We start from the raw sequence: 15,749 nt of genomic DNA, 5'->3' as shown, positions 1-15,749 counted from the left end.
CATAATTCTTAATAAAAACTGACAATTGGTGAAAACAACGATAATTAGGTATAATAGTTTTACAAAATATGAAAGGAAGTCTACTGTATTATTAAAAAACATTTTGCAAAGATTACGCAAAATTAATATAAAAAATTGACTTAATGCCATACTATACAATATAATAAAGCTATATTTTTGTAAAATTTTTGCAGAATGGAGGGGGAAGTATGTTATTGGAATTTCGCACATCCAATTACAAGTCATTTAAGGATGAACTTGTCTTTTCACTAACACCAGCACCTAAACAAAAAGGACTGGATTACAGTATATTGGAAGAAACAATTGGTAAAAAAACATACAAGGGACTGTGTTCCGCTATTATTTATGGTCCTAATGCATCGGGAAAAACCAATATTATAGGTGCAATGGATACTTTTAAATCTATTGTGCTTCGGGGCAATATCCGAAATGATAACGATAAAAGTGATCCTAATGCGGCGGCCGGTACGTTGGAGCTGATTCCGAATAGTTCCAGTCAAAATAATTTACCAGTAAGCTTTGCGGTTAAATTTATCTCAGAAGAACGGCTGATTGAATATTCCTTTACTGTTGATTTGGGTGGCTTTTTGGAAAGCCATTATAAACGGCGGATCCTGACTGAAACATTGTCTGTCGATGGTTCTGTTATTTTTTCCCGGAATGGGGGGCTTAAGATTGAGGACCTGACGGTAATCAGGAATATGCTGGTCAATGCTTTTGAGCAGAACGCCGAAGGTGCAATAGCACTGGCTGTCAGTAATCTGAATGAAGAAGAATTATTTTTGATGAATGGCTTTAAGACTATGTTCAGTTCCAAGCTGGTATCACTGATAAGTGAATGGCTGGATAATAAATTTATGGTCATATACAGGGCTGATGCCCTGCATCTGATTCGGAAATTCAGTGATGCCGGGAAGAAATCCGTATATGTGGAGAAAACCATAAACGAAGCAGCCGCTTGTTTTGGAATTAATTCCAATGCGCTGGGCTATATAGTTGATGGGGAAAGTAACGAAGCCAAATTATGTTCTGTTTTTAAAAATATGGAAAAAGGAACTGCAATTCCTGCAGAGTTGTTTGAGTCTTATGGGACTATCCGATATGTAAATATGTTTCCACTGGTAGTTAATGCGCTTCTAAACGGCGGGACGTTGGTGGTTGATGAATTCGATGCGTCCCTCCATCCGATGGCTCTGATGAATATAATAAATATCTTCCATAATGACGAAATTAACATCCACCATGCACAGCTGATTTTTAATACACATAACCCTATTTTCCTGAATGCTAATCTTTTCCGGCGTGATGAGATTAAGTTTGTAGAGCGTGATGAGGCGAATCACTGCAGTATACATTATGCACTCTCAGACTTTGGAACTGCAGGGAAAAAAGGTGTCCGAAACAACGAGGATTACATGAAAAATTATTTTGTAGATCGGTATGGGGCTATCCGGGATATTGATTTTACACCTATTTTTGAAGAACTGCTTCATCGTGGAAATGAGGTGTAAAGTTATGAGGAAGGAAACACGAAAATACTACTTTTCCGTTGAGGGAGAGACCGAACACTGGTATTTGAACTGGTTGCAAAATACAATTAATGCAGAATCGGATGCAAAATTCCGCGTCAAGTTGGACAGTCAAGTCCAGAAAGATCCGCTTGTTCGTATTAAAAAACTGACAATCTTGGGAAAAACTGAAATTACCCATATATTCGACCGTGAAAGTGAAGACGAAGTACATGTACAGCAATTTTACTTTTGAACTATGGATTATTCTCCATAAAGCGGATTGTAATGGTAGCCTGACCAATCGGCGCCAATACCTTGCTCCGCTTAATCGTGCATATGGGGAGGATTTTGAGAACCTTTTTCAGTATAAGCAAGAGGAGAAATTTAAAAGGATTCTCAGTAAACTGACCCTGGAAGATGTTCGTTCTGCTATTCAAAGGTCAAAAGTAATTATGCAGCGTAACCGTACAAATGGTTGTGTAGAACAGAAATATAAAGGTTACAGTTATTATAAAGAAAATCCATCACTTTCCATATGGGAGGTGGTGGAGAAAATCCTGAAAGACTGCGGACTACTTTAAATGTGATCGGTATGTTTGAACAGTTTTAGGTAAAATAAAAACCAGATAATAAAAAAAGCCGCCGGTATCTACCGACAGCTTATTCAGCGGAGATGGTGGGATTCGAACCCACGTGCCCAGTTAAGGACAAAACGATTTCGAGTCGTTCTCGTTATGGCCGCTTCGATACATCTCCGGACATACTGAGTGCTGCCGTAACCGGCAGCACTTATATTCTATAGTAATTTTCCGTATTCTGCAAGTGGTAAATTTCAATTCTGCGGTCGGATTTGCTCTTTTGGCAGCTGTTCAGTCCCTTCAGAGTTACCATTTTTACATCACAGTTTATCCCGCATTCTTAACCGGTTTTTTTCCGGGATACTTTTTTACCTTTTCCTTCCCCGTATTCCTGTCGGCTTCCGGCTTTGTTTCCCTCTTGATTGTTCCGGAAAGGAAGAAGGAAAGCTTTGCGCTGGCCGGCCCCACCAGCTCATAGAGAACAGAGGAGGATAAAATAATGGTCAGCAGAAGATTGCCGATTTCCGCAGGAAGCAGCCGCTGTCCCAGGAAAGCAAGGCCAATTGCCACCCCTGCCTGGGGAATCAGCGCCAGCCCCATATAATTTCGGTGGGAAGCCGGCATTTTAGTCAGGACGCAGCCCAGATACATTCCGCCGTACTTCCCGAGGATGCGGATCAGGAAATAGGTGATTCCAATAACCCCGGCTGTTTTCAGCGCAGTAAGATCAAGGCTCATGCCGGAAACAATGAAAAACATGGAAAGCACAGGAGGCGTAAAACGATCCACCTGACGGAACAGCTTCTTATCCTCGGTAAGATTAATATAGGAAGCGCCGAAAACCATACAGGAAAGCAGCGGCGACAGCCCGAAAGCGGAGCACAGCCCTGATATCCCCGTGAGCATGGCGATGGCCAGAATCAGACGGTTATCCTTGCTCCGGGCGGGCGTCAGCAGCCTGGAAAGCAGATAGCCACAAAGGAAACCTATTCCCAGCGCCGCCACATTATAAACAACAGGAAGAAGCACATCCATTATCCGGATATGGCCGCTGCTTCCGGCATTGATGACAGCCACCACTACACTGAAGGTAAGCAGGCAGACCACATCGTCGAGCGCCACCACCTGCAGCAGCACATTTACATAATCGCCCTTGGCATGATACTGTCTGATGGTCATCATCGTGCTCGCCGGTGCGGTAGCCGTGGCGATTGCGCCCAGAATCAGGCAGAAATCCCAGGACAGGTGAAAAATCAGCCGCATGCTTACCGTAACAAGCAGGCCGGCCAGCAGAGATTCCCAAAGTGTAACGGTTACCACCTTCCAGCCCGTTTTCATTAAAACATCCTTTTTAAAAAACTTTCCCACGCCGAAAGCGATGAAGGCCAGCGCAATATCGCTGACAAACCCCATATGATCCAGGATGTGGGAGGGCACCAGCGCCGCGACCTGCGGCCCGATCAGCACGCCCGCAAGGATGTAGCCGCTCACATTCGGAAGATGCAGCCGTTTGGTCAGGCGGGTGAGAAGAAACCCCGCAAAAAGTATGATGGATAAAGAACATAAGACGAGAGTCGCCTCGTCCAGATTATTATAAAATTCTTTCATGAAAAAAGACCCCCTTGTATTGCTATATTCCCCTTCTATGGTACAATTATATCAACGAAAACCATAAAGGCAAATTATGATTTATAACTATCTCATTATGAAAATTTATGAGGAGGCATTCCATGATAGATCCCAAGCTCGTCACTCTTCTTACGGTTAATGAACTGAACAGTTTCACCAAAGCGGCGCAGAAGCTTTCGCTTACCCAGCCGGCTGCCAGCCAGCATGTCAGGCAGCTGGAGAAGGAGCTTGGGGTTACCATTTTTGTCCGCGGGGAGGGAAATCTCAAGCTGACGAGCGAAGGAGAAATCGTTATCAAGTACGCTAAAAGAATAGTAAGCCTGTATCAGAACCTGCAGCAGAGCCTGAAGGATGAAAGGAGGCATGCCCGGAAAATAACGGTGGGCATCACACATACCTCCGAAAGTAATATCATGGTGGAGGTATTGGCGAAATACAGTAGCTTCAGCGAAGGTACGCGCATAACAATTATTTCTGATGCCATAAATAATCTTTATATGAAACTGAAAACCTATGAGATCGATCTGGCCATTGTGGAGGGCAGGATTACGGATCCCAATTTCAATTCGGTCATGCTGGATACAGATTCCCTGATTCTGGCCGTATCCAATAAGAACCCGCTTTCTAAAAAGAGCATGGTGACCCTGAATGAGCTGAAGAAAGAGAACCTGATTCTGCGCCTTCCGGATTCAGGAACCCGAAATCTTTTTATTTCCCATCTGGAGAGCAATAATGTATCACTGGATGAATTTAATGTCATACTGGAAGTAGACAACGTGGCAACCATCAAGGATTTGGTACGCCGGGATTTCGGCGTTTCCATACTGGCAAGGAGCGCCTGCGCAAACGAACTGAAAAAAGGGAAGATGGCGGGACTGCCCATTGAGAACCTGAGCATGACAAGAGAGATCAATATGGTATACCATAAGGATTTTGAACATACGGATCTGCTTCAGAATATCATGCGTATTTATAATGAATACTCCGTGGCCGGAGCCGTGGAAGGAAAAGTGCGGCCCAAAGAAGTCCATTTCGTTGACACTCCTGACCAATTATTGTAAGATACAAGCGGATCCGAAAAAATGCCTGTTTTACAGGCTGTGGAGGCTTTGAATGGTATATTTGATACTTGTGTGCGCAGTGGTGATTATGCTGCTCCTTTTTACCCGATCCGAATACCGGACCATGCAGCTGATATCCATGTTTCTGGTTCTGTTTTTCTTCCTGACATCACTGTGCTTTTTTATTTTATATTTTTGTAAATCCTCATTTAACCTGAGTATATTCCTGCGTTATTTCCTGGTGCCCAGGGGGATGGCGGCCAGGCTCTATTCCCTGAAGATTTCCAGGGAAGCCGTAATAAACTGCCTGAATATCAGCAGTATTCTGTTTACGGCAAGCAATCTGGTGTTTGCAGCCTCCTTCATGAAGCAGGAGGAGAGGAAAAAATGCAGAAGGCTCTGCCCCGCGGCTGCAGCCTTTTTCCTTCTGGAATACATCATTTGCAGCCCTGGAATTTACATCCGCGCCTATTCGTTCCTCTATCCGGCCCACATGACGGTTTCCGGCGTGGAAAGGCTGTGGAACGGCATGGGAACGGCTACCTCTGTCATGAACCTGCTGCTCCTTTTTCTTTGTCTGGGAAGTATACTGGTGAGCCTGCTCCGGGTGCCTCATATTAAGGTGTACCGGATGTCCCTGATCATCATTCTGATATCGTATTTTATGCTGATCCTATGCTATCTGATGTTCATGGGGCGCCTCCCGATGCAGATGATAAAGTACTCGAAGGCAATGGATGTTGTTACCTATAAAATGCTGTTTATGAACAGCTACATCCCGTTATACCGCGCGCTGCCCTACCTCATTTTACTTTTTATCATCCTGATGCTTGCCTGGAGCTACCGATTGAATGCGCTTCGGACTAAGATGGAAAATTATAGCCTGGAGGTATCCCAGAGCATCAATGCGGTAAACATGTCCACCCGGGTTTTCTGCCATTTTATGAAAAATGAACTGCTCAACCTGCAGGCCGAGGTGGAAAATCTGGAGGTGAGAGAGGAAGACAGCAGGGACAAGGAGCTTCTGGTGGAGCACTGTGAAGCGCTTTACGGGCGGCTGGACGATATCCACAGGCATATCAAGGACAACACCATGAATTTCCGCAGGCTGCGGCTGGGAGAGCTGGTACGGCAGACCGTGGAGGATACGAAGTCTTCCAGGCCGGAAACGGATATAGAGTGGTCGGTGAGCATTCCCGGTGAGGACCCGGAGGTATTTGCAGACAGGGAATTTATCGGCCAGGCGCTCATTAACCTTCTCAACAATGCCTGCGATGCCCTCAGGCAGGTGGAAGGGAGAACCAGGAAAATTCAGGTAATGCTGCTGGCTGACAGCCGGTGGGGAATAATCGATGTAAAGGACAACGGCTGCGGAATACCCGAGGAAGACCTGGTGAATATCTTCACCCCCTTTTTTACCTCGAAGCCAATGACAAAGAGCTGGGGCATGGGCCTGACACTGACACATAAAATCATTACCGACTCCGGCGGTAAAATCGATGTGGAAAGCGAAGTGGGCCAGGGAACCGTATTCCACGTATACCTCCCGGTTACCCGGATATAGCATGCATGCAGATAGGAGTAAAGCTGAAGCCCTGCCTTCAGCCTTCCTGATTTAAATGCGTGCCTTGCACGCAGATAGGAGTAAAGCTGAAGCCTTGTCTTCAGCCTTCCTGATTTAAGTGCGTGCCTTGCACGCAGATAGGAGTAAAATGATAAAAGTATTAATTGCGGAGGATATGCCCGCGCTTTTGAAAAAATACCAGCGGCTGCTGGAAAAAGACGGCGAGCTTGAAGTGGTTGCCGCCGTTCAGAACGGCTATGAGGCGGTAATGAAAACCGTACTCTGCCAGCCCGATGTCATTCTGATGGATATTGAAATGGAAACCAGGACCGCAGGCCTGGATGCGGCCAGCCAGATCCTGTCCCAGTATCCCCAGGTAAAAATCATCATCCTCACCTCCTACGAGGATGATGATAACGTATTCCAGGCCTTTAAGCTGGGAGTATCCGATTATGTGTTGAAAAATTCCGGACAGGAGGAGCTGATCACCTGCGTGAAGGATGCCTATTACGGCCGTTCCCCTATACGGCCTGTGATTGCGGAGAAAATCCGCCGCGAATTCCAGCGGGTAAAGCAGAGCGAAGACAGCTTCCTGTATAATCTCATGCTGGTAACCCAGCTGACCCAGACGGAAATTGATATCCTTGATCTGCTCCGCCAGGGCTATGAACGTCCGGAAATCTGCGCCATGCGCTGTGTGGAAATGACAACCCTGAAAAGACATATCCACAATATCCTTAAAAAATTCGATCTTGATTCCATGGCGGAAGTGGTAAAAAGGGTCAATGACCTTAAAATTTATGATTACCTTCATAATGTAAAAAATATGGATCTGAAGGACGCAAAATGAAGCAGAAAATAAAACATTTCCTGATACTTACGATTTTCCTGCTTTCCCTGTCCTTCCTTGCTTCCTGCCAAAAAGTGCAGAAGGAGCAGGATACGCAATACAGCGACAGCCAGCCGGCGGGAAAGCAGAAAATTATTTGCTATGATGTAACGGTCAGCGCTCCCTACATGGAAGATCTGGTCAAAGTTTTTAATGCACAAAGCAGTACGACCGAAGTGGAAATGCGCTACCTGGAGGATTCTGAATACGAAGACCGGCTGAATAAGCTTCTGGAAGAAGGCGGCCAGGCGGATGTAATCTGGCTTCGCCAGCCCTCCAAATCCAACCGCATGGCGGAGGCGGGACAGCTCTTTGATCTGTCCCAGCTGGTGGGCGGCAGCACACTGGACATTTCCAAATACGGCCAGTCCCTGGATATCGTAAAGCTAGATGAAAGTATATATTCCCTGCCCTTCATCCAGAATATCTGGCTCCTGTTTTACAACCGTGACATTTTTGACGGCCTGCACGTGGACTATCCTGGACAGATGACCTGGGAGGAATATGCGGACCTGGCGGCACGCATTGACGGCACGGCGCCAGACGGACAGAAGAGGTGGGGCGGCTACCTTCCCATATGGGTTCCCAACCTGGGGGCGCTGGAGCTGGGAGAATATCTTTATGATGACGAGCTTCCCGCCACAAAAGAGTTCCTGCAGCTGATGGACAGACTCTACAACCAGGATCACAGCCATCCCAACCCCGTGGAAATGGAAGAAATCTACACCCCTGGCTACGAAGCCTTCCTGGACGGTGGAATCGGCATGATGATAAATGGTGACTGGACCATACAGATCCTTCAGAACCTGGAAGCCTCCGGGACCGTTAGCTGCCGCTGGGACGCGGCGCCGCTTCCCCTGTCGGAGGGCGTGGAACCGGGGACCTCCGTGGGGAGCAACTCCTACCTGGCGGTTTATTCCGGCAGCAGCTATCCGGAAAATGCCTTTGAATTCCTGGAGTTTGCCTGCGGAGAAGAAGGGGCCTCCATCCTGGCCTCCCACTATTGCTTCCCCTCCTATTTTACGGAAGAAGGCAGGGAAAGCTATAAGCAGAACGCAGGCGCCATCCATGTGAACTTTTTCTTTGATGCCATCCTGCAGAATGAAGAAGGCAAGCACGTTCTGTATCAGGATCTGAGGGATATTTTTGATAAAGAAGCCGCCTCATACCTGAAAGGGGAAAAGACTCTGGATCAGACCATGAAGGATTACCTGAAGGAACGAAACAACCTGAACCGAAATTGAAGAAGGGCTGAAATTTCAACTTCCCCATTTTAACGCTTCACGTCAAGCGCATATATTTCAAAGAAAATACGCCTGATTACTGTTATTGCGTACATCAGTTTCAGAGGGAGGGTGTAGAAAAATTCATCCTCTTTTTGCAGTTCTGCTGTTGCACCCCAACTTTAAAATTTATGCCAAACGCCTGATTTACGGTAAAAACCGAAGAAATCAGGCGCTTTTTTTATGCCTGTAAGGTGTAGATTTTTTGTGACTTTTCAGAATGAATGTAAAAGCTATAATGAAAACATCAAGTGACTGGAAACAAAAGTTCAAAGGAGGACATTATGAAAAAGAAAGCATTAAGCATTCTTCTTACGGCTGCCATGGCAGTAACCCTGCTGGCAGGATGCGGAAGCTCTTCCGACAATGCAGGAAGCACCGCAGCATCAGGAGACACAACCGCAGAAAGCGCCGCAGGCTCAGAAGCTGCCGCAGGTTCCGATAAAACAGTAGTAAATTTCTACTACTCCACCGACCTGGAAAAAGTGGCACAGAAAGAAATTGAAGCATTTAACACTGCCAACAGCGACATCGAAGTGGTGGGACACAGCATCGCAGAAGGCGATTATGACGATAAGGTTAAGGTAATGACAGCAGGCGGTTCCACAGACGCCGATATTTACTGGGTACGTACCCCTGCGCAGATGGCACAGTATACCGCCAACGGCGCTTTTGTAAACCTTGCCCCCTATGCTGAGAAATCCGGCGTGGATCTTTCCCCCATCAAGGAAACCTCCCTTGCAGGCGTTACCGACGCTGACGGCGCCTTTTACGGATACCCCACAAGCGGTTCCTGCTGGATGCTTTTCTACAACAAGGAACTGTTTGACGCAAAAGGAATCGATTATCCTGAAAACCTCACATGGAACGAATACCTTGACCTGATTAAGGAGCTCACCGGTGAAGAAGACGGAACCAAATACTGGGGCGGCCTGATGCCTATCTGGACTCCCAACCTGGGCGCTGTCGCAGCAGGCGAATACCTGGATGACGAAAGCCTGACAAGAACCAAAGAATTTGCACAGATTCAGCACCGTATGTACGTGGATGACGCAAGCGCTCCCGGAATTGCAGAAATGACCTCCGGAACCTTTGACATCAAGGCGTACTTTGAAGCAGGAAATATTTACACCATGATCAACGGCGACTGGATGTTCCGGCTGATGGAAGCTGATTTTGAATGGGGCGCGGCGCCGCTGCCGATCTTCGACGGCGAACCGGAAGGCTCCAGCGTTGGACAGAGCTCCTACCTGGTAATCTCCTCCAACTCCAAGCATCCGGAAGAAGCATACAAATTCATCGAATACTACTGCACCACTCCTGAAGGAACCACCATCATTGCCCAGAACCATGATGTTCCTTCCTATGCAACCGATGAAGCTCTGGAAGTATTCAAATCCGAAGTAAACGTTCCCGGTGTGGATTACCGCTTCTCCGCCAAAATCAAGGACGAGCAGAAGGGCCAGGAAGGCTATGCATCTCTGATTGAAGCTTACAATCAGGAATTACAGCTTTACCTGCTGGATGAGCAGTCACTGGATGCAACGTTTGAAAATTACGCCGAGTTACGTGACGAGATTATGAATTAAGACAGCAGAGTACCCGCGCAATCCGGCACCTCTATTACAGGGGCGCCGGATTTTGCCGGGTAAACATCCGCTCTCCCGGATGGAGGGCGGCACACATGCACAGCTAATTTGCATGGCACAGCATGCAACAAAGGAGGGAATATGGCATCTTCCGTAAAAAAACAACCTAAAAAAAGGATGAGCAGGGCGGCAAGAAGAGAAGCTATCTCAGGTTACCTGTATCTGCTCCCCAATTTTATCGGATTTTTCATTTTTACAGCAATCCCGATTATCCTGGGGCTCTTAATCAGCTTCACTGACTACAACGGTTTCAAATGGAATTTTGTGGGACTGCACAACTACATCAAAATGTTCGGGGACTCCCAGTTCAAGGCGGCCCTGGTAAATAACCTGATTTACTCCCTGGTGAGCGTGCCGCTTACCATTGCTTTTTCATTGATTCTGGCCCTGGCCCTGAACCGGAAGCTGTTTGGCGGCGGATTTTTCAAGACCGTGTTCTTCTTCCCCAACCTGACCTCCATGGTAGCCATTGGCTGTATCGCCATGCTGCTGTTCCAGCCGGTAGACGGCCCCGTCAACCAGGTGCTGCGCGGCATCGGCATTGCCCAGGAGCATCTTCCCAAATGGTTCATGTCCACAAAAACAGCGCTTTTAACGGTTATCATCGTCGTTGTGTGGAAGCAGGCCGGTTATTACATGATCATGTTCATGGGCGGGCTTAAGAGCATTCCCAACCATTTATATGAAGCGGCCCAAATCGATGGCGCCAACTCCTGGAAACTGTTCTGGCATGTGACCTGGCCCATGCTTTCCCCCACAACCTTCATGGTAACCATCCTCTGCTTTATCGCATCCTTCCAGGTATTCGACATCATCAATGTTACCACGCAGGGAGGACCCGGACGCTCCACCAGCGTGCTGGTATTCCGTATTTATAAAGAAGCCTTCGGAGAATGGAAGATGGGCTATGCATCGGCGATTGCATATTTCCTGTTTGTAATCATTCTGATCATAACACTGATTCAGTGGCAGGGTCAGAAAAACTGGGTAAACGAGGATTAAAGGAGGTTAGGCATGGCAAAATCAAAAGACGGACAGAACAAAAAGAAAATAAAAATCAGCACCGTCCTGATTTTTTTCTTCTGTTCTATTGTCGCATTTACAATGTTAGTTCCCTTTGTGTGGATGGTCAGCGCTTCCTTTAAGCTGAATTCGGAGATTTTCTCCTATCCCGTAAAATGGATTCCCGAGGTATTCCGTACCCTCAATTATGAAAAGGTATGGCAGAGCATTCCGTTCCTGCAATATTTCCTGAACACGCTGAAGCTGGCGGTCATTATCACACTGCTCCAGCTGTTCACCTGCTCCCTGGCGGCATTTGCATTCACCAAACTGCATTTCCCCGGCAGAGACAAGATATTCGTAGCTTACCTGGCAACCATGATGGTTCCCTGGCATGCAATCATGATTCCGCAGTTCATCGTGGTAAAGGCTTTCGGCATGTACAATACCCACCTTTCCCTCATCGTCCTGCAGGCCTTCAGCGCCTTTGGCGTATTCCTTCTGCGCCAGAACATGCTGAGCATTCCAGACAGCCTTCATGAGGCGGCCAAAATTGACGGCTGCTCCACCTTCGGCATCTACCGTAAAATCATTCTTCCCCTGTCCCAGAACGGCCTGGCTACCCTGACGGTACTCACCTTCAACAGCGTATGGAACGACTATATGGGCCCCATGATCTATCTGGACAGCGACAGGCTGAAAACCATCCAGCTGGGACTGGCAAGCTTCCAGCAGCAGTTCTCCGCAGACTACGGCGCCATCATGGCGGGTACGGTATGCTCCGTCATCCCGATTATCATCGTATACTGCATCGGCCAGAAGTATATCGTGGAAGGCGTTGCCTTTGCCGGAGTAAAAGGCTGATTTCATGTAACAGCTCAGGACGACGGACCTCCTGGACCGTTATGGTTTCCCCGGAAAGCCGGAACCGGCTCACACAAAGATCCCTCCGGCGGACCGTATTTAAAGGTTGACTGTAATCACAGGATATTGTATAACGAAAATGGACCCGCGCTTAGCGTGGGTCCGATTATTATTCTGAAAAACACACCAGACAGGAGCACACATGAAAACAGTAGAAATTCATCCCATTCAGGATTCCCAGGCCCTTCTTGTGGGCTGGCTGCATCCTTATTATGAAGAAATGGCGCATAGGAAAAAACGCCCCTGCGCCGTAATCTGCCCCGGCGGAGCTTATAAATACTGCTCCGACAGAGAGGCCGATCCCATTGCTGAAGCCTATTTCGCCAAAGGCTTCCAGGTATTTATCCTCTACTACAGCACCACAGGCAGGGAACTGGAACGCCCGGCCACCGGCCTGCGTCCTCTGGGCGAGCTGTCCGAAAGTGTGGTACATATCCGTGAAAACAGCGCCCTTTACGGCGTGGATCCGGAAAAAATCGCAGTCATCGGCTTTTCCGCAGGGGCCCATCTGGCGGGGAGCCTGGGTGTCCACTGGAACAGTGAAAAACTGCGGGAATTTTATCCTTCAGAGCCTGGGAAAAACCGCCCCGACGCCATGGTCCTCAGCTATCCCGTGATTTCTGCCCGGCCGGAAGCACATCCCGAATGGCATGACAGCTTCAGCGCCCTGCTGGGCCCGGACCGCACTCCGGAGGAGGAAGCCTTTTTCTCCCTGGAAGAACAGGTCAATGAAGAAACGGTGCCGGCCTTCTGCTGGCATACCATGGATGACGACTGTGTCTGCGTAGCCAACACCATGCGCTTTGTTAAAAGCCTCTACGAACACGGCATCCCTGCAGAATGCCACCTGTTTGAACACGGCCACCACGGCCTGTCCATGTGCACTGAAGAGGTGGGAGACGATTACCCCCACGTGGCCCACTGGTTCGAAATGAGCTGCGAATGGCTGAACACCCGTTTTCACTGGAACCCCTAAAAAACCAGAACCGGAAAGAAAAGCAGGAAAGATCCCCCGGCTCTGTAACAGTACGGTTATCCGTACTGCAACAATTTTTCACAATAAATTGCCTGTGCGCGATTCCGTGTGCAGAAGGGAGAAAATATGGCAAAAAAAATGTTATACGGCGGAGACTATAATCCCGAGCAATGGGAGGAATCCGTATGGGAAGAAGACATGCGCATGTTCCATCTGGCAGGGATAGACTGCGTAACATTGAACGTATTCAGCTGGGCGGCCCTGCAGCCTGACGAGGTAACCTACCGTTTTGAGCGCCTGGACAAAATTATGGACCTGGTGCGCAGGAATCACCTGAAGGTAGTCCTTGCCACCTCCACCGCCGCCCACCCCGCCTGGATGGCAAAAAAATACCCGGAGGTGCTGCGCACGGAATTCAACGGCATGAAACGTAAATTCGGCAGCCGCCACAATTCCTGCCCCAACAGCCCCGTCTATCAGAAATATTCCAGGGCGCTGGCCGAAAAGCTGGCTGAAAGATACGGAAAATATGACAATATCGTAGCCTGGCACATCTCCAACGAATACGGCGGAGAATGCTACTGCGAAAACTGTGAAAAAGCCTTCCGCGTATGGCTGAAGGAAAAATACGGCACCATAGAAGAAGTCAACCGCGCCTGGAACACCAGCTTCTGGGGCCATACCTTCTACGACTGGGATGAAATCGTGGCGCCCAACCTGCAAAGCGAACATTTTGCGGAAAACCGCACCACCTTCCAGGGGATTTCTCTGGACTACCGCCGTTTTAACTCAGATTCCATGCTGAATAATTACCGCGCGGAATACGAGGCTGTAAAAGCCGTAACCCCCAACATCCCGGTCACCACCAACCTCATGGGCTTTTACAAACCCCTGGATTACCAGAAATGGGCGAAATATCTGGACTTTGCCTCCTGGGACAACTATCCCGACACTGTGGATACCAACGCTGCTGTGGCCATGCGCCACGACCTCATCCGCGGCCTGAAGCAGGGAGCTCCCTTTGTTCTCATGGAACAGACGCCCAGCGTAACCAACTGGCACCCCTATAACCTCCTCAAACGCCCCGGCGTCATGCGCCTTTTAAGCTACCAGGCAGTAGCGCACGGTGCGGATGCAGTCATGTTTTTCCAGATGAGAAGAAGCATTGGCGCCTGCGAAAAATTCCACGGCGCAGTCATCGACCATGTAGGCAACGAAAATACCCGCGTCTTCTGTGAGATCAGCCAGCTTGGCCATGAACTGGAAGCCCTGGGCGACCTCACCCTTGACTCCAGGACACCCTCCCGGGCTGCGATCATGGTGGACTGGGATAACTGGTGGGCTCTGGAATACTCCGCCGGTCCCAGCTGCGAACTGAAATACATGGACGAAATTCTCCTCTACTATACAGCCCTCTACGAAAAAAACGTGCCCGCCGACATCATTTCCACAGAAGACGACCTGTCACAATACAGCGTAGTTATCGCCCCCGTCCTCTATATGACGAAACCCGGCACAGATGAAAAAATCCGCAGCTTTGTCAAGGAAGGCGGCACCTTTGTCACCACCTTCTTCAGCGGCATCGTAGACGAACACGATCTGGTTATCACCGGCGGCTATCCCGGAAAACTGCGCGACATCCTGGGTATTTGGGTAGAAGAAACAGACGCCCTCCCCTCCTATATGAAGAACAGCTTCACCTGGAACGGAAAAACCCACGAAGCCGGAATTATCTGCGACATCATGCACATGGAAACAGCGCAGCCCCTCGCCGTTTACGACAGCGACTTCTACGCAGGGACCCCCATGCTCTCCGCCAACGCCTACGGAAAAGGACACGCCTACTACGTAGCCACCCGATCCGACAAAGACTTTTACGCAGATTTCCTGCAGCACATACTGGACGAACAGAATATCACCCCCGTATACCCACCCTGTGAAGGCGTGGAAATCACAGAAAGGGACAAAGACGGAAAAAGATTCCTCTTCTTCCTCAACCACAACGACTTTCCCGTCTCCCTCCCCCTGGAAACCGATGGCACAAGCCTCCTGGAAAACCGCCCCTGCAAAGCCGGAACCACCCTCCAACTCCCCCCCAAAGGCGCCGCCATCTACCAATGCTGACATCCCTCCGATTATAAATGTTATAAAATTTATAACTCTACTTTCCCTTCACAGTTACTGCCAGAATCCATCCCCAATCGCTTTACAGGATGGATTCCGGCACACCTAAATCACTTCCCTGAGCTCAACGCACGAAATACGCTGACCTTTCCGATCTGAAACCAACATACCCCATCCTTCCTCAACACTCCCCGAATCCCCGTCATTTTTCCACTTCCGCCCTAAAAAACCTTACGCTGCCTCCAGGGTTCAAGGGAGTTGTGTCAGGGGGCGGCCTGGGGGCGGGGGGACGGCAGGGATGGTTAGGGATACTTAAGAAGTTTTGGAGCAGTTTCTTAAAGCGTCTGAAGGAAGCTTAATCTACAATACGGCAGCTGTCTGAGGAGCGCCAGCGACGAGTTCCTGCCGTATCAAGGTCGCCCAAGCTGCCGTTTCAGGCTTTTAGAAACAGCCCAAGGCTGATATGGCAATTGAAAATCCCCCTCTCCCATGCCCCATCCCATCCGAAGCGGACCCATACCGGGCAACAATACCTAAC

The 15,749-nt window shown here is 48.7% G+C and carries 13 protein-coding genes and 1 tRNA gene; 12 read left to right on the top strand and 2 right to left on the bottom strand.

The window, feature by feature from the left end:
• Positions 1–209: 209 nt before the first annotated feature.
• From DXC51_RS09355 to DXC51_RS29960, 3 genes are read left to right on the top strand one after another with little or no spacing between them, the layout of a single operon-like run.
• On the top strand, positions 210–1,532 hold the full coding sequence (locus DXC51_RS09355) for an AAA family ATPase (protein WP_117544349.1): 1,323 nt from the start codon (positions 210–212) through the stop codon (positions 1,530–1,532).
• Positions 1,533–1,536: 4 nt separating this feature from the next.
• The gene (locus DXC51_RS29965; RefSeq protein ID WP_243003165.1) at positions 1,537–1,785 is read left to right on the top strand and encodes a hypothetical protein; all 249 of its coding nucleotides are present in this window, start codon (positions 1,537–1,539) and stop codon (positions 1,783–1,785) included.
• Positions 1,763–2,113: an RloB domain-containing protein gene (locus DXC51_RS29960; RefSeq protein WP_021634857.1), complete on the top strand. Its 351-nt coding sequence runs from the start codon at positions 1,763–1,765 to the stop codon at positions 2,111–2,113. The genes DXC51_RS29965 and DXC51_RS29960 overlap by 23 nt, the downstream gene beginning before the upstream one ends.
• A gap of 87 nt (positions 2,114–2,200) precedes the next feature.
• Here the strand turns inward: DXC51_RS29960 and DXC51_RS09345 are convergent.
• Together DXC51_RS09345 and DXC51_RS09340 are read right to left on the bottom strand one after the other, a co-directional pair.
• Positions 2,201–2,288 (bottom strand) — tRNA-Ser (locus tag DXC51_RS09345).
• Between the two features lie 149 nt (positions 2,289–2,437).
• Positions 2,438–3,718: a cation:proton antiporter gene (locus DXC51_RS09340; protein ID WP_117544348.1), complete on the bottom strand. Its 1,281-nt coding sequence runs from the start codon at positions 3,716–3,718 to the stop codon at positions 2,438–2,440.
• A gap of 122 nt (positions 3,719–3,840) precedes the next feature.
• Between DXC51_RS09340 and DXC51_RS09335 the strand changes: the two genes are divergently transcribed.
• The 9 genes from DXC51_RS09335 to DXC51_RS09295 all read left to right on the top strand — a co-directional run bounded on the left by DXC51_RS09335 (position 3,841) and on the right by DXC51_RS09295 (position 15,211).
• On the top strand, positions 3,841–4,800 hold the full coding sequence (locus DXC51_RS09335) for a LysR substrate-binding domain-containing protein (RefSeq protein ID WP_021634859.1): 960 nt from the start codon (positions 3,841–3,843) through the stop codon (positions 4,798–4,800).
• 52 nt (positions 4,801–4,852) lie between these two features.
• A complete protein-coding gene (locus DXC51_RS09330; protein ID WP_117544347.1) occupies positions 4,853–6,364 on the top strand; it encodes a sensor histidine kinase in 1,512 nt (503 codons plus the stop codon).
• 148 nt (positions 6,365–6,512) lie between these two features.
• Positions 6,513–7,214 carry a response regulator transcription factor gene (locus DXC51_RS09325; protein ID WP_021634861.1) on the top strand — a complete coding sequence of 234 codons (702 nt, stop codon included), beginning with the start codon at positions 6,513–6,515 and terminating at the stop codon, positions 7,212–7,214.
• Positions 7,211–8,497: an ABC transporter substrate-binding protein gene (locus tag DXC51_RS09320; protein WP_117544346.1), complete on the top strand. Its 1,287-nt coding sequence runs from the start codon at positions 7,211–7,213 to the stop codon at positions 8,495–8,497. Before DXC51_RS09325 ends, DXC51_RS09320 begins: the two co-directional genes overlap by 4 nt.
• A 323-nt stretch (positions 8,498–8,820) precedes the next feature.
• On the top strand, positions 8,821–10,125 hold the full coding sequence (locus DXC51_RS09315) for an ABC transporter substrate-binding protein (RefSeq protein WP_117544345.1): 1,305 nt from the start codon (positions 8,821–8,823) through the stop codon (positions 10,123–10,125).
• 141 nt (positions 10,126–10,266) lie between these two features.
• A complete protein-coding gene (locus tag DXC51_RS09310; RefSeq protein ID WP_021634865.1) occupies positions 10,267–11,187 on the top strand; it encodes a carbohydrate ABC transporter permease in 921 nt (306 codons plus the stop codon).
• A gap of 12 nt (positions 11,188–11,199) precedes the next feature.
• Complete coding sequence (locus DXC51_RS09305) at positions 11,200–12,051, top strand: carbohydrate ABC transporter permease (RefSeq protein ID WP_117544344.1); 852 nt, start codon at positions 11,200–11,202, stop codon at positions 12,049–12,051.
• 202 nt (positions 12,052–12,253) lie between these two features.
• Positions 12,254–13,087 (top strand): alpha/beta hydrolase, encoded by an 834-nt coding sequence (locus DXC51_RS09300; RefSeq protein ID WP_117544343.1) that lies wholly within the window; start codon positions 12,254–12,256, stop codon positions 13,085–13,087.
• Between the two features lie 126 nt (positions 13,088–13,213).
• Positions 13,214–15,211 (top strand): beta-galactosidase, encoded by a 1,998-nt coding sequence (locus DXC51_RS09295; protein ID WP_117544342.1) that lies wholly within the window; start codon positions 13,214–13,216, stop codon positions 15,209–15,211.
• Positions 15,212–15,749: the final 538 nt, after the last annotated feature.

The organism is Eisenbergiella massiliensis (assembly GCF_003435485.1).
The sequence above is the reverse complement of the archived record's forward strand: the minus strand, read 5'-3'. Positions and strand labels throughout refer to the sequence as shown.

Bases quoted from the DNA above. Each gene is read 5' to 3' on its own strand.
- DXC51_RS29965 (WP_243003165.1), top strand. From the start codon at position 1,537: ATGAGGAAGGAAACACGAAAATACTACTTTTCCGTTGAGGGAGAGACC.
- DXC51_RS09305 (WP_117544344.1), top strand. From the start codon at position 11,200: ATGGCAAAATCAAAAGACGGACAGAACAAAAAGAAAATAAAAATCAGC.
- DXC51_RS09330 (WP_117544347.1), top strand. From the start codon at position 4,853: ATGGTATATTTGATACTTGTGTGCGCAGTGGTGATTATGCTGCTCCTT.
- DXC51_RS09315 (WP_117544345.1), top strand. From the start codon at position 8,821: ATGAAAAAGAAAGCATTAAGCATTCTTCTTACGGCTGCCATGGCAGTA.
- DXC51_RS09355 (WP_117544349.1), top strand. From the start codon at position 210: ATGTTATTGGAATTTCGCACATCCAATTACAAGTCATTTAAGGATGAA.
- DXC51_RS09295 (WP_117544342.1), top strand. From the start codon at position 13,214: ATGGCAAAAAAAATGTTATACGGCGGAGACTATAATCCCGAGCAATGG.
- DXC51_RS09320 (WP_117544346.1), top strand. From the start codon at position 7,211: ATGAAGCAGAAAATAAAACATTTCCTGATACTTACGATTTTCCTGCTT.
- DXC51_RS09335 (WP_021634859.1), top strand. From the start codon at position 3,841: ATGATAGATCCCAAGCTCGTCACTCTTCTTACGGTTAATGAACTGAAC.
- DXC51_RS09325 (WP_021634861.1), top strand. From the start codon at position 6,513: ATGATAAAAGTATTAATTGCGGAGGATATGCCCGCGCTTTTGAAAAAA.
- DXC51_RS09300 (WP_117544343.1), top strand. From the start codon at position 12,254: ATGAAAACAGTAGAAATTCATCCCATTCAGGATTCCCAGGCCCTTCTT.
- DXC51_RS09310 (WP_021634865.1), top strand. From the start codon at position 10,267: ATGGCATCTTCCGTAAAAAAACAACCTAAAAAAAGGATGAGCAGGGCG.
- DXC51_RS09340 (WP_117544348.1), bottom strand. From the start codon at position 3,718: ATGAAAGAATTTTATAATAATCTGGACGAGGCGACTCTCGTCTTATGT.
- DXC51_RS29960 (WP_021634857.1), top strand. From the start codon at position 1,763: ATGTACAGCAATTTTACTTTTGAACTATGGATTATTCTCCATAAAGCG.